Origin of the sequence: Rhodanobacter soli, from assembly GCF_039523495.1 — a bacterium.
Classification (GTDB): Bacteria; Pseudomonadota; Gammaproteobacteria; order Xanthomonadales; family Rhodanobacteraceae; genus Rhodanobacter; species Rhodanobacter soli.
On sequence record NZ_BAAAFK010000001.1, the window covers coordinates 416,407 to 430,075 of the forward strand.

General features: G+C 67.5%; 10 protein-coding genes. 7 read left to right on the forward strand and 3 right to left on the reverse strand.

The features are described 5' to 3' along the window. Positions 1-95 precede the first annotated feature (95 nt). Both ABD024_RS01765 and ABD024_RS01770 read right to left on the reverse strand, forming a co-directional pair. Positions 96-314, reverse strand: coding sequence for a hypothetical protein (locus tag ABD024_RS01765; protein WP_343849004.1), 219 nt, complete (start codon positions 312-314; stop codon positions 96-98). Between the two features lie 109 nt (positions 315-423). Next, on the reverse strand, positions 424-2,421 hold the full coding sequence (locus ABD024_RS01770; protein ID WP_343849006.1) for a bifunctional 2',3'-cyclic-nucleotide 2'-phosphodiesterase/3'-nucleotidase: 1,998 nt from the start codon (positions 2,419-2,421) through the stop codon (positions 424-426). Positions 2,422-2,634: 213 nt separating this feature from the next. On the opposite strand from ABD024_RS01770, the gene ABD024_RS01775 reads away from it, so the two are divergent. From ABD024_RS01775 to ABD024_RS01800, 6 genes are all read left to right on the forward strand, one after another. After that, positions 2,635-4,326 (forward strand): sulfatase-like hydrolase/transferase, encoded by a 1,692-nt coding sequence (locus tag ABD024_RS01775; RefSeq protein WP_343849008.1) that lies wholly within the window; start codon positions 2,635-2,637, stop codon positions 4,324-4,326. Between the two features lie 114 nt (positions 4,327-4,440). Next, on the forward strand, positions 4,441-4,656 hold the full coding sequence (locus tag ABD024_RS01780) for a hypothetical protein (protein ID WP_343849010.1): 216 nt from the start codon (positions 4,441-4,443) through the stop codon (positions 4,654-4,656). 97 nt (positions 4,657-4,753) lie between these two features. Next, positions 4,754-6,493 carry an alkaline phosphatase family protein gene (locus tag ABD024_RS01785; protein WP_343849012.1) on the forward strand — a complete coding sequence of 580 codons (1,740 nt, stop codon included), beginning with the start codon at positions 4,754-4,756 and terminating at the stop codon, positions 6,491-6,493. 60 nt (positions 6,494-6,553) lie between these two features. Further along, on the forward strand, positions 6,554-7,300 hold the full coding sequence (locus ABD024_RS01790) for a lysoplasmalogenase (protein ID WP_343849014.1): 747 nt from the start codon (positions 6,554-6,556) through the stop codon (positions 7,298-7,300). Continuing rightward, the gene (locus ABD024_RS01795) at positions 7,297-8,556 is read left to right on the forward strand and encodes a sterol desaturase family protein (RefSeq protein ID WP_343849016.1); all 1,260 of its coding nucleotides are present in this window, start codon (positions 7,297-7,299) and stop codon (positions 8,554-8,556) included. Before ABD024_RS01790 ends, ABD024_RS01795 begins: the two co-directional genes overlap by 4 nt. A 299-nt stretch (positions 8,557-8,855) precedes the next feature. Then, entirely contained in the window at positions 8,856-10,367 is a 1,512-nt protein-coding gene (locus ABD024_RS01800; protein ID WP_343849018.1) for an amino acid permease, read from the forward strand. A 12-nt stretch (positions 10,368-10,379) separates the two neighbouring features. Here the strand turns inward: ABD024_RS01800 and ABD024_RS01805 are convergent, their stop codons facing one another. Further along, positions 10,380-11,450 carry a GGDEF domain-containing protein gene (locus ABD024_RS01805; protein ID WP_343849020.1) on the reverse strand — a complete coding sequence of 357 codons (1,071 nt, stop codon included), beginning with the start codon at positions 11,448-11,450 and terminating at the stop codon, positions 10,380-10,382. A 284-nt stretch (positions 11,451-11,734) separates the two neighbouring features. On the opposite strand from ABD024_RS01805, the gene ABD024_RS01810 reads away from it, so the two are divergent. Beyond that, positions 11,735-13,633 (forward strand): M61 family metallopeptidase, encoded by a 1,899-nt coding sequence (locus ABD024_RS01810; protein WP_343849022.1) that lies wholly within the window; start codon positions 11,735-11,737, stop codon positions 13,631-13,633. The last annotated feature ends 36 nt before the right edge of the window (positions 13,634-13,669 follow it).

Sequence of the window (13,669 nt, forward strand, 5' to 3'; positions counted from 1 at the left end):
CAGGTGCCTGCAATCACTCCCGGGAAATGGGCTTCCGCAAAAACTGACGCTCGCGACCGGCAGCAACGGGTCGGAGACGGGCAGTTGAATTCAGCTCAGTTATCAAGGGCATCAGGGTCGATAGCCGGCACGAAATCATCCAGATCGCGGCGCTCCTTCATCAGCACCTGAAGTTCCGCGTGAAGCTGGTCGAGCGGTTCGCGAAGTTTTGCGACCTGAACATGAATTGTTGTTTCAAGCTCATCGATGCGTTCCGTCAACAATACGATCCTTCCGTCGAGGACCGCACGATTGTTCTCAAGCAACGTTCCCATAGCGATCCTTATCCCTTCCACACCATAGTTGACGACCTGACTTGTGACCAAAAAAAGGCGGCTGCTTTGGGTCGAAAGCGGACGTTGCCATTCCTCTTTACGTCACCTCTCAGCGCGAGAGGTCGATCGCGTAGGTCGCCGTGCCGTCGCCGTGGTCTTTCAGTTGGCGGATGTTGTCCAGCCCGGCCTCACGCGCCACGTCCTGCTTGCCGCTGGCGCCGGTGAATACCACCGGTCCGCGCGTCTTCAGCGGGGCGAATTTCCATGAAGTGGGCTCAAGCTCCTTCGCGCCGATCTGCTTGTGGCGTTCCAGCCACTTCGCCAGGATCTCGCGAGTGCCGTCCGGCGCGGCCAGCACGATGTTGCTGCCGTCGAGGCCGGGGAAGTGGCCGCCGCCGCTGGCGCGGTAGTTGTTGGTGACGATGATGAACGGCTGGCTGGGTGCGACCGGCTTGCCCAGGAAGGTCAAGGTGGTGATGCGCTGGCCGGCCGGCTTCGACACGTCGATGACGTAGTGGATGCCGCCCTGGAGCTGGTCGAAGTTGTAGCCGGTGAAGCGGCTGTTGATCAGTGCCTGTTCGCCGGCCTTGGTCGGGTCGATCCGGTTGAAGCGTTCGGCGGATTTTTCCAGCCAGGCTTTCAGGCCGGCGCCATCGGTCTTCACGGCGGCCAGCGTGTTCGGATAGAAGTACAGGTCGGCGGCGCTGCGCAGGGTGAGCGGGCCGGCGGCGACGTCGGTGTAGTCGTCGGGGCCGCCGAAGCCGGTGCGGAACGCGGCAGCGGCGGACAGCACCGGGACGTCGGCGAGTTCGGGATGCGAGCGCGGCAGTTCGCTGCGCACGTAGTCGATCTGGGCGGCATTGAGCGGTGCCAGCGCGGTCATGTTGCCCTCGTCGGCGAAGTAGCTGCTCATGCGCAGCGTGCTCTGGCCGATCGGGGTGTTGACGTAGGCGACCGCGGCTTCATGCGGCTGCTGCACCAGCGCGGCGATCGCGGGGTCGGCCGGCACGCAATCGTGCTTGGCCTTGCAGATCGGGCGCACCTCGCTGTGGGTGTTGTCCAGGTCGACCACCCAGCGACCGTCCTTGCGGTTCAGCACCAGCTGGATCACGCCCAGGTCCTTGCCGAAAAAGCCGCCCATCACCGTAGGCACATTGCGTACGAAGCCCCGTCGCGCGTCGACGTCCTTCATGCCGGCGTAGCGCGGGCCGGGGAATTCGGTGTGCGAGTGGCCGAGCAGCAGGGCGTCGATGCCGGGCACGCCGGCCAGGTACCAGCCGGCATTTTCCATGTCGGGAGTGTACGGCGCGGTATTCAGGCCGCCATGCAGGATCGCCACGACCAGGTCGGGGTGCTGCGCCTGCAGTTCGGGCAGGTACTTCTGCGCCGCTTCGACCACGCCGCTGACGGTGACCTTGCCGGCCAGGTTCTGCTTGTCCCACTCCATGATCGGCGGCGGGGTGAAGCCGATGATACCGACTTTCAGCGGCACCTCGATCTTGCTGCCGTCGGGCGTGTACGCCGTGATGGATTTCGTGACCACGGTCCACGGCTTGAAGATCGGCTTGCCGTCGCGTGCGCTGTAGACGTTGGCCAGCACCAGCGGAAAGTTCGGCCCGGCGCAGCGGTTGGCATGGCCGCCGTCCACGTTCATCGGCGTGCCGGTGACCTGCGACAGGAAGCCCAGGCCGTAGTTGAACTCGTGGTTGCCGGCGGTGCCGCCGTCGTAGCCCATCGCGTCCATCGCCTGGTAGATCGCCAGCTTCTGGTCGCAGCCGACCGGTTTCGCCAGCGCCTGGTAGTCGGCCAGCACGCTGCCCTGGATGGTGTCGCCGCTGTCGAACAGGAAGGTGTTCGGGAACTCGGCGCGGGCGCGGCGGATCAGCGTGGCGGTGCGCTCGTAGCCGAGCGAGTCGTCCGGCTTCAGCTTGTAGTAGTCGTAGCTGAGCACGTTCGCGTGCACGTCGGTGGTTTCCAGGATCGCCACGTTCGCGCGCGCACCGTCCGGCGTCTTGCCGGCCGCCCAGGGCAGGCTGGAGCAGCCGGCCAGCAGGGCGGCGCCGAGGGCGAGCAGCGGGGCGGCGAACGGGGTCAGGCGAGGCGACATGGCGGTTCCGTGGGACGTGCGGGTTCGGATGGCGAAAGCTAGCAGATCGGAGCGGCCGGATGCTGGCACCGCGCCGGCAGGGTCCGGCGGGCAAGGGGGGCATGCCAAGCCCAACGCCAGTGGAACGGCGTGCCGTGGCACCGCTTCGTTGCCGTTGCAAGACCGTAAGATGGCGTCTCGGTGACACCGGTCCTACGGGGGGACTTTCCAGCCATGCGTCGAATATCGTTACGCCCCACGCGGGCAGGTGCGGTGGTGCTGAGCGCGCTGGTTTTCTTCGCCGGCTGCGTCGTACTCACCGCCTGGCAGGAACCGCTGCCGCTGCAGCGCGGCTTCATCGCAGGGCTGATGCTGTGCACGTTCGGCCGGTTCGCCACGGCGCTGCTGGTCGGCGGCGGGCTGTTCCTGCTGCTGAAGTCCGTGGCGGAATTGAAGCTGCGCTACCTCGACTCGCAGCTGATGCCGTCGGACTTCATCTATTACGTGCGCACCAGCCTGCTCGACACGCTGCGCCACTATCCGCACCTGTACACGGTGGGGATCGGCCTGGGCGTGCTGCTGCCGCCGCTGCTGTACCTGGTGTGGCGCTGGGACTGGCACGTGCTGCCCTCCAGGCCGCGGCCGCGCCGCGCCGCCGGCATGCGCATTGGGGGTACCGCACTGTGCACGCTGGCGTTCTGGCTGTGCTTGCTGCCCACCGGACCGTTCGCGCAGGTGCACTCGCGCAACGCGTGGCAGAGGATGTCCGACGATGCGCAGCTGACGAATTTCTTCGTCAACCTGCATGACGCCGACGTGGAGCTGCCGGTGATGGCCGACGACGCCGTGGCCGAGCAGGACTGGGGCGCGACCGCGCAGGGCAGCCCGGGCCGCATGCCGCCGTACCCGGACATCGTGCAGGTGCTGGAGGAAAGCACCTTCGATCCGTCGATCTACGATGCCTGCAACGTGCCGCAGTGCCGGGTGGCGATGTTCCGCCCCGACGCGCGCACCCGTGCGCATGGCGTGTTGCGCGTGCACACGTTCGGCGGCGGCACCTGGGTCAGCGAGTTTGCCGCGCTGACCGGCATGCCGCAGGACATCTTCGGCTCCGGCGGCATGTACGCGCCGTACGTGCTGGCGCCGCATGTGCAAGACGCGCTGGCGTTGCAGCTGCGCCGGCTCGGCTACCTCACCATCGGCATCTATCCGACCAGCGCCGACTTCATCAACGGACGCAACGCGTACCAGGCCTACGGCTTCGACCACCTGTACGGTGCCGAGGAACTGGGCCTGGAGGACTGGGGGGAAAGCGACGCGCGGATGTTCGCGGCGGCGAAGCGCATCTACGACAAGGTGAAGAAGCCGGAGCAGCCGGTGTTCATCATGATCCTGACGCTGAACCAGCACGGTCCGCACGACCACCAGCCGATGTCGAAACTGCCCAGGCCCTACCGCAACCTGCTGCGCGGGCTGGCGCCGAACGTGGCGTTGAACTTCGACACCTACCTGTCGCGCCTGCACGATTCCGACCTGGCGATGCGCGCCCTGGAACATGCCTTCCTCGACCGTCCGCAGCCGACCGTGCTGCTCCATTTCGGCGACCACCAGCCGTCCTTCAACGGCCAGATCCGCAACCTGCCGCGCCGGTTGCCGCCGGCGCTGCAGCCGTACCAGCACTACCTCACCTATTACATGCTCAAGAGCAACTTCGCCGGCCCGCCGCTGCCGGCGTATCCGATGCTCGACATCGCGTTCCTGCCCAGCATGGTGCTGCAGGCGGCGGGCGTGCCCACCGATGCCTATTTCACCGCGGCCGGCGGGCTGCGCGAGCGCTGCAACGGCCGGTATGACGACTGTGCGGTGCCGGGGCTGCTGGCGTCCTATCACGCCTGGACGATCGGGCGGCTGCACGTATACCAGTGACCGGCAGCGGCAGTTTTCGCCGCCGATGGCCGGCGCGGCAGGCGGATGGATCGGGCGCGGGCCGCGGACCGCGGGGATCGACGCCACTGGCAGAGGTCTTGCTTGCCATCAGGCATGAGCGAGCGCAAGCCAGAACGTCTCGAAACCGCCGACGCCAGCCTGGAACGGCAGATGGCCGACTGCGGCCTGTCGAACGACACCCGGCAATTCCTGCGCGATCTGCATACCGCCGAGAAGCAGCTCAACGACGCCTTCCAGCGGGCCCATCAGGGCGGCGCGCTGGAAGAGCGGGTGAGCGCGGTGTATCGCAGGATGTACGGCAGGGATTGAGCACGGCCGTGCGGTTGCCACGGAACGTTCGCCTGCCTCGGCTATGATCGTGAGTCCACCGCGTGGACGTCTGCGCGGGACCGTCCGGAAGATCCGCATGCCCCGTTTCCCGTTCGCCGCGCGCTCGATCCTGCTGGGCGCCGTGTTCTTCATGCTCGGCGCCTGCGCCAGCCAGTCACCGATGACTTCATCGCCGGCGGCGATCGCCGTGCCGGCAATCCAGCGTCCGCAGGGCGAGACGCCGGCGTGGTGGTTCCGCAGTGGTGCGGCCCAGGCGGCGCTGGTCTCCGCCCAGGCGAATACGGGCGGCCAACGCGCGAAGAACGTGATCGTGTTCCTCGGCGACGGCATGAGCATTCCCACCATCGCCGCCGCGCATGTGCTGGCCGGCCAGCGCGCCGGCGTGGATGGCGAGAGCTACCGGCTGAGCTTCGAGAAGTTTCCGTTCAGCGCGTTGTCGCGCACCTACGAGACCGACCAACAGACCCCCGACTCGGCCGGCACCATGACCGCGATCATGACCGGCGTGAAAACCCGCGCCGGTTTCATCGGCGTGTCGCAGGTGCCGCGCCGGCAGGACTGCGCCGGCACGCGCGGGCAGGAGCTGGTCAGTGCGCTGGAACTGGCGGCGGCGGCCGGCATGAGCACGGGCGCGGTCACCACCACGCGGATCACTCACGCCACCCCGGCTGCCACCTATGGCCACCTGCCCGAGCGCAACTGGGAGGTGGATGCGGATCTCAGCGACGCGGCGAAGGCCGCCGGTTGCAAGGATTTCGCCGCGCAGCTGATCGACTTCCCGGTCGCCGGCGGGCTTACCGTGGCGATGGGCGGCGGCCGCACCGAATTCATGCCGGCCGGTGCGGACGATCCGGAGTATCCGAGCCGCGTCGGCCAGCGCCTCGACGGCCGCGACCTGATCGGCGAATGGACGTCCAGCCATCCGGATGGCAAGTACGTGTGGAACGCGGCGCAACTGGAGGCGCTGGACCTTTCGCGCACGCCGCGCCTGCTCGGCCTGTTCGAGCCTTCGCATATGAACTACGAACACGAGCGCCCGCGTGACAAGGCCGGCGAGCCCAGTCTGGCCGAGATGACGGCCAGCGCGATCGAGGTGCTGAAACGGAACCCGAACGGCTTTTTCCTGATGGTCGAAGGCGGCCGCATCGACCACGCACTGCACGCCGGCAACGCCTACCGTGCGCTGGACGAGACGATCGCCTTCGCCGATGCAGTGCAGGTCGCGCTGCAGCACACTGACCCGGCCGAGACGCTGATCGTGGTCACCGCCGACCACAGCCACACGCTGACCTTCGCCGGCTATCCGCACCGCGGCAACCCGATCCTGGGCAAGGTTACCGGCACCACCGACAGCTACGATGACGAAAGTGCGCCGGGCCTGGCGCGCGACGCCACCGGCCTGCCGTACACCACGCTCGGTTTCGCCAACGGTCCCGGCTACACCGGCGCCAGCGACCAGCAGCCGGAAGGCAGCAAGCGTTATCCGCACAACCCGCGCGAGTACACCGCGATCGGCAAGGGCCGGCCCGACCTGCGCGGGGTCGACACCACCCATCCGGACTACCTGCAGGAGGCGATCCTGCCGCTGAAAAGCGAGACCCACGGTGGCGAGGACGTGGCGATCTTCGCCACCGGCCCCGGCGCCGCCGCGTTCCACGGCGAGCTGGAACAGAACGCGATCTTCCACGTGATCGTGCAGCACGCGCCGCGGCTGCGCGGCGAGCTGTGCAAGCTGGGCAGCTGCAATGCGGACGGCGTGCCGGTGGAGCGGCCGACGCGGCAGGCGTGGCTGCAGCAGGCTGGGGCGGTCCGCTGAGGGCATCGCGCCGGCGCTTGCCCGGGCTATGATCGGGCGACCTTCGCCGTCGAATCGCTCATGTCCGCCGCCGCCTTCGAAACCGCATCTACGCCGTACCCGCGCGGGCTCGCGCTCGCTACGCTCTGCGCGGCGGTCGCGGCGATTGCCGGTGCGCTGCTGGCTGCTGCCGATCCCGACCAGGGCTGGCGCTGGCTGCACTGGTGCGGCAAGCCGCTGGCCACCGCGCTGATCTTCGTGCTGGCGTGGCGCGCGCGGCCGGCGCAGTCGCCGCGCTACCGGTGCTGGATCCTGGCCGGCATCGCCTGCTCGCTGCTCGGCGACGTGTTTCTCATGCTGCCGGGCGACCTGTTCGTGCCGGGGCTCGTGGCGTTCCTGTTCGGCCACCTGTGCTTCATCGCCGCGTTCCTCGACGACAGCCGTTTCGGCGCGCGGCCGCTGCTGTTGCTGGCCTGCCTCGGCTACGGCGCGGTGAACCTGGTCCTGCTGTGGGATGCGATCGGCACGCCGCTGCGCGTGCCGGTGATCGTGTACGTGCTGGTGCTGGCGAGCATGGGCGGACAGGCGCTGGTGCGGGCGCGGCTGTTCGCGCAGCGCGGCGACGCGCAGGCGCCGGCCGCGCGGCTGGCCGCGCTCGGCGCGCTGGCGTTCCTGCTCAGCGACAGTCTGCTGGCGTGGGACCGTTTCCGCGGCCCGCTTCCGCTGGCCAGCCTGTGGGTGCTGTCGGCGTATTATCTGGCGTTGTGGTGGATCGCGCGCTCGGTGCAGCGCGTCGGCACGGCGAGCGAGGCGGGTGCAGCGCAGTGAATACGCAGGAACTCATCATCACCTGGGCCACGCCGGTGTTCTTTCTGCTGATCGGGATGGAGCTACTGGTGGCGAAGCTGCGCGGGCGCGAGGCCTACGCCAGCAACGACGCGGTCAACAGCATCGGGCTCGGAGTGATCTCGCAGCTGGTCGGCGTGTTCAGCAAGTTGCTGACGATCGGCATCTATGCCTGGTGCGTCGAACACCTGGCGCTGTTCGCGCTGCCGGAAAACAACCTGCTGGTGTGGGTCGGCGCCTTGTTGCTGTACGACCTCTGCTACTACTGGTTGCACCGCTGCGGGCACCGCGTGAACATCCTGTGGGCCGCGCACGTCGTGCACCACCAGAGCGAGCGCTACAACCTGTCCACCGCGCTGCGCCAGACCGGCAGCGGCGCCTTGCTGGGCTGGCTGTTCTACCTGCCGCTGGCGGTGCTCGGCGTGCCGCTGAAGGTGTTCGTGATCGTGGCGCTGATCGACCTGCTGTACCAGTTCTGGGTGCACACCGAGCAGATCGGCCGGCTCGGCTGGTTCGACCGGGTGTTCTGCTCGCCGTCCAACCATCGCGCCCATCACGCGGTGAACGATCGCTACCTCGACCGCAATTACGGCGGCATCCTGATCGTGTGGGACCGCCTGTTCGGTACCTTCGTCGAGGAAGACGACACCGACCCGCCGGTGTACGGCACGCGCTCGCCGCTGCGCAGCTGGAATCCGCTGTGGGCGAACGCCGAGGTGTACTGGCATACCGCGGTGGACGCGTGGCATGCCAGGCGCTGGCGCGACAAGCTGCTGGTGTGGTTCAAGCCGCCGGGCTGGCGTCCCGCCGACGTGGCGGCGCGCTACCCGAAGCCCGCGTTCGTGATGCCGAACGAGCGCTTCGATCCGCCGCTGTCGCGGCCGCTGAAACTCTACGTGCTGGTGCAGTTCGCCCTGCTGCTGGGCATGACCACGCAGTTCCTCGGCATGGCCGGTACGGCCAGCCTGCCGGCGCTGCTGGGCTATGCGATCTACCTGGTCGCCAGCCTGTGCGTGATCGGCGCGCTGATGGAAGGCCGGCGCTGGGCGCCGTGGGCGGAAGGCGTGCGCGTGCTGGCCACCGCGGCGGTGCCGCTGCTCAGTGGGCACTGGTTCGGCATCGGCCATCTGGACGGCCATATCGCGCTGGCGATCGCGGTGGTGTTCGGCCTCAGCGCGCTGGCGATGGTGTGGCTGGGTCGGTCGTCCACGGCCGAGGCGGTTTCGGCGGCGAGCTGAAGCGGGGTTGAGCGAAACCTCTCAATTGCCATTCCGGCGCAGGCCGGAATTGCTTTTCATGCCTGCCGCGGACGTCCGCGCTTCGCAGCCCAGAGCGATGACCAACGCCGCTGTCGTAAAGCACCTCCAGCCTGCGCCAGAATGACGGAATGGAGTATTCGGCGACTCGCCGAATAAGGCGGTTGTCGAAACTCCCTTGGCATATGGCAGTTGCAGCCGCGCGTGCTGCTTGCTGCACCGCGCTGTGTACGCCGTGACGTATTCGCTATGATCGCCGCTTGCTTACTCAGGGGCGGGCGATGGGATTCTTCAGCAAGCTGGTGCGCCACAAGACGGTCGAGCAGTTGCAGGCGGAGGCCGGCACGCGTGGCGATTTCCGCCGCGTGCTGGGGTTGTGGCAACTCACCGCGATCGGCATCGGCGGCATCATCGGTGTCGGCATCTTCGTGCTGGCCGGCCAGCAGGCGGCGATGAACGCCGGCCCCGCGGTGGCGATCAGCTTCCTCATCGCCGGCTTCGGCAGCGCCTGCGCGGCGCTGTGCTACGCCGAGTTCGCCGGGCTGATCCCGGTCACCGGCAGCGCCTATACCTACGGCTACGCGGTGCTCGGCGAATTCGCCGCCTGGATCATCGGCTGGGACCTGTTGCTGGAATACGCGCTGGTGGTCGCGGTGGTGGCGATCGGCTGGTCCGGCTACGTGCAGGTGCTGTTGAACTCGGCCGGCGTGCATCTGCCGGAGTGGGCGCAGCAGAGCATGAGCGCGCAGACCATGCAGTACTACCTGCAGCAGCTGTTCGGCCTGCATGGCAGCAACCCGATCGCCGGGCCCAGCGACGGCCACCGCTTCAACGTGATCGCCGCCGCGGTGTCGCTGGCGGTCGCCGTGCTGCTGACCGTGCGCACCGAGTGGGGCGCGCGTTTCAACACGCTGGTGGTGGCGATCAAGGTGATCGGCGTGCTGCTGGTGGTTGGCGTGGGCGTGTTCTACATCGACACGGCGAACTGGCACCCGTACATCCCGGCGCGCGTGGTCGACGTCAGCACCGGCATCGGCCACTTCGGCTGGCAGGGCGTGCTGACCGGCGCCAGCGTGGTGTTCTTCGCGGTGTTCGGCTATGACACGCTGACCACCGCGGCGGAGGAATCGAAGAACCCGCAGCGCGACCTGCCGCGCGCGGTGCTGCTGTCGCTGGGGATCGCGATGGTGCTGTACATCGCGGTGTCGCTGGTGCTTACCGGCATCGCCCACTACAGCACGCTCGGCGGCGAGGCGTCGGTGTCCGACGCGTTCGAGTCGATCGGCTTGCACTGGCTCAGCATCACCATCGCGGCCGCCGCGGTGATCGGCGTTACCAGCGTGCTGTTCGCCTTCATGCTGGGCGCGGCGCGGATCTGGTTCGCGCTGGCCCGCGACGGCCTGCTGCCGACCTGGTTCGCGAAAGTCAGCCCGCGCTTCGGCACGCCGGCGCGGCCGACCCTGATCCTGGGCGTGTTCACCGCGCTGGTCGCCGGGCTGCTGCCGATCGGCGAGGTGGCCGAGCTGGTCAACATCGGCACGCTCACCGCCTTCATCATCATCTGCGCCTCGATCATGCTGCTGCGCGTGCGCCGCCCGGACCTGCAGCGCAACTTCAAGACCCCGGCGGTGTGGTTCACCGCGCCGCTCGGCATCCTGTTCTCCGTCGCACTGATCTACGGCCTGCCGTGGATCACCTACGAGCGTTTCATCGTCTGGATGGCGCTGGGTTGCGTGATCTATTTCGCCTACGGCATCCGTCGCAGCAAGCTGGCATCGTCGAACCGGGGCTGAGCTTCACCAGGGTCACGCGCAGACGACCCGGTCGCGGCCGGCGCGCTTGGCCTGGCGCATGGCCTGGTCGGCGCGGGCCAGCAGGGTCTCGATCGCCTCGTCGGCGTGGTTGTGTTCGGCCACGCCGATGCTCACGGTCAATGGGCCATCCGGGCGTTGGACCGCGTGCATGGCCAGCCGCAGTTGCTCGGCGCGCGCGTCAGCCTGCTGCAGGTCGAGACCGGGCAGCAGCAGCGCGAACTCCTCGCCGCCGATGCGGCCGATCAGGTCGCCCTGGCGCATCTGCCTGCGCATCACCTCGGCCAGCGCGACCAGTGCCACGTCGCCCGCGGCATGGCCGTGGTTGTCGTTGAGCGGCTTGAAGTGATCGGCATCCATGTACAGCACGCACACCGGTTGCTGCCGGCGACGGATGTCACCCAGCGCGAGCCGCGCCAGTTCGAGGAAGCGGTTGCGCAGCAGCAGGCCGGTAAGGTCGTCGGTGTTGGCCTGCTCGCGCAGGCGGCGCTCCAGCCGGAACTGCTCGAACAGGGTGCGCGCCATGAACGCGCGCAGCACCGTCGACAGCGTGATAGCGATCGCCATGTAGACCAGGTACTGGAGGGCCTGCACGCTGTCGATGCTGCCGAACAGCAGCATCGGCAGCGGCCCCAGCGCGCACAGCAGCATCGCCGCGATGAAATCCCAGCGGCCCAGCCAGATCACCGACGACGCCACCGGCAGCAGCAGCCCGGGCAATACCACGGATTGCCTGTGCACGTCGCCGAGGCTGTTGAGGTTGATGCCGATCTCCAGCAGCAGGATGCACAACAGGGCCAGCGCGCTGAGCAGCTGCGGCTGCCGCACGTGCCGGGCCCACGACGCCACCAGCAACAGCGGCACCAGCGGTGCGAGCCGCAGCCACAGCGGTAGCGGCGAGTGGCGCAACAGGGTGCTGGCGGCGACCGCCACCAGGTAGGCCAGCGCGCCCGCCAGCATCAACGCGTGGATCATCGGTCCCATCTGCAGCGCCAGGTACTGGCTGTACTCGCGGCGCTGGTCCGGGTCGTCGGTGTGCCGGAGTTTCTTGAACAAGGCGAGCATGCGGTCCCCGCGGGTGGCGGCGTGAGGGTGTCAGCGCAAGCCGAGCAAGATGGGTGCCAGATCCCCACGGCCGATCAGACCGGTTCACGGGCAAGCCATGCTCGTGACCTTCGGCAGGGGTGAAGCCCGGCGTTGGCGTCTAGCATCGACGCCCTGGATTCCTGTCGCGGCAACTTTCCGTGACGCGGATTCCCGGAGCCCGCCTGGTCTGTCCGCCTCGCGCCGTGGAACACGGCTCGGGCGGCAGCGCCCGCCAGGCTTCCCATCCCCAACCGGAGAACGCATTGAAAGCCACCCGCCTCGCTTCCGCCCTTGCCGTCGCCGCCTTCGGCCTGGCCAGTTTCGCCGCGTTAGCCGACGTTCCGGCGCCGCAGGATGTGCCGTATCAGGGCACTTTGAAGATCAATGTGGACGCGACCGACGTGGCGCGCCGGATTTTCCGCGTGCACCAGGTGATCCCGGCGCAGCCGGGCCCGCTGACCCTGCTGTATCCGCAGTGGCTGCCGGGCAACCATTCGCCGAACGGCACGATCGACAAGATGGCCGGGTTGGTGGTGAAGGCGAACGGCCAGGTGCTGCCGTGGACGCGCGACCCGTTGAACGTCTATGCATTTCATGTCGAGGTGCCGCAGGGCGCCAGCGGCGTGGAGGTCGAGTTCCAGTTCCTCTCGTCGCAGGACCAGCGCCAGGGCCGCGTGGTGATGACGCCGGAGATGCTCAACCTGCAGTGGAACTCGGTGACGATGTATCCGGCCGGCTACTTCGCGCGCCAGATCAACACCGAGGCCAGCGTGAAGCTGCCCGCCGGCTGGCAGGCCGGCACCGCGCTGGAAGTGGCCTCGAAGGACGGCGACACGCTGAACTTCAAGTCGATCAATTACGACGACCTGGTCGATTCGCCGATCTATGCCGGCAAGTACTTCAAGCGCATCGATCTGGATCCGGGCGCCAAGGCACCGGTGCACATGAGCATCGTGGCCGATGACGCGAAGTACCTGGAGATCAAGCCGGAGCAGATCAAGCCGTTCCGCAACCTGGTCCAGCAGATGTACAAGATGTACGGCGCGCATCACTACGACCACTACGACTTCCTCGTTTCGCTCAGCGACAAGATGAGCGGCAATGGCCTGGAACACCATCGCTCCAGCGAGGACGGCACCTCGGCCGACTTCTTCACCGAGTGGAAGAAGAACGCGCTGGCCCGCGACCTGTTCTCGCACGAGTTCAACCATTCCTGGAACGGCAAGTATCGCCGCGGCGCGGACCTGACCACGCCGAACTTCAACGTGCCGATGAGCGATACGCTGTTGTGGGTCTACGAAGGCCAGACCCAGTTCTGGGGCCAGGTGATGGCGGCGCGTTCGGGCTTGTGGGATACCGAGCAGGCGCACGACATGTGGGCCTTCACCGCCGCCACCTACGACAAGGGCCGTCCCGGCCTGGCCAGCTTCCGCAACGTGCAGGACACCACCAACGACCCGATCATCGCGCAGCGTCGCCCGCTGCCGTACCGCAACTACCAGGCCAGCGAGGACTATTACTCGGCCGGCCAGATGATCTGGCTCGACGTCGACGGCCAACTGCGTGAGCTGAGCGGCGGCAAGAAGAGCATCGACGATTTCGGCAAGGCGTTCTTCGGCATGGAGAACGGCAAGTGGGACGTCAACACCTACACCTTCGAGGACGTGGTCAAGACGCTTAACGACATCGCGCCGTACGACTGGGCGAAGTACCTGCGCCTGCGCCTCGATGGGCATGGCCCGCTGATCGGCGGCATCGAGTCGCACGGATGGAAGCTGGTCTACACCGACAAGCCGTCCGAGGCGGTGAAGGCGATCGAGGCACGCCGGCATAGCGCCGATCTCACCTATTCGCTGGGCGTTTCCATCGGCAAGGGCGGCAGCATCAGCGACGTGCTGTGGGACGGCCCCGCGTTCAAGGCCGGCCTGTCGCCGAGCATGACGGTGATCGCCGTCAACGGTCGGGACTATGGCGCCGACGCGCTCAAGGAGGCGGTGACCGCCTCGGCGAAGGACAAGAGCCAGCCGATCGAGCTGCTGGTGAAGAACTTCGACGAGTACAAGACCATCCGCATCGACTACCACGACGGTCTGAAATACCCGCATCTGGTACGCGACACCAGCAAGCCCGATACGCTGACCACGCTGCTCAAGGCACGCTGAGGCAAGCCTGCATCGGCCCTCCCGGCACCGTTCGGG

Coding starts and splice junctions, on each gene's coding strand:
- ABD024_RS01790 (WP_343849014.1), top strand. CDS start 6,554: ATGTCCGCCGCCGCCTTCGAAACCGCATCTACGCCGTACCCGCGCGGG.
- ABD024_RS01770 (WP_343849006.1), bottom strand. CDS start 2,421: ATGTCGCCTCGCCTGACCCCGTTCGCCGCCCCGCTGCTCGCCCTCGGC.
- ABD024_RS01805 (WP_343849020.1), bottom strand. CDS start 11,450: ATGCTCGCCTTGTTCAAGAAACTCCGGCACACCGACGACCCGGACCAG.
- ABD024_RS01775 (WP_343849008.1), top strand. CDS start 2,635: ATGCGTCGAATATCGTTACGCCCCACGCGGGCAGGTGCGGTGGTGCTG.
- ABD024_RS01765 (WP_343849004.1), bottom strand. CDS start 314: ATGGGAACGTTGCTTGAGAACAATCGTGCGGTCCTCGACGGAAGGATC.
- ABD024_RS01780 (WP_343849010.1), top strand. CDS start 4,441: ATGAGCGAGCGCAAGCCAGAACGTCTCGAAACCGCCGACGCCAGCCTG.
- ABD024_RS01785 (WP_343849012.1), top strand. CDS start 4,754: ATGCCCCGTTTCCCGTTCGCCGCGCGCTCGATCCTGCTGGGCGCCGTG.
- ABD024_RS01800 (WP_343849018.1), top strand. CDS start 8,856: ATGGGATTCTTCAGCAAGCTGGTGCGCCACAAGACGGTCGAGCAGTTG.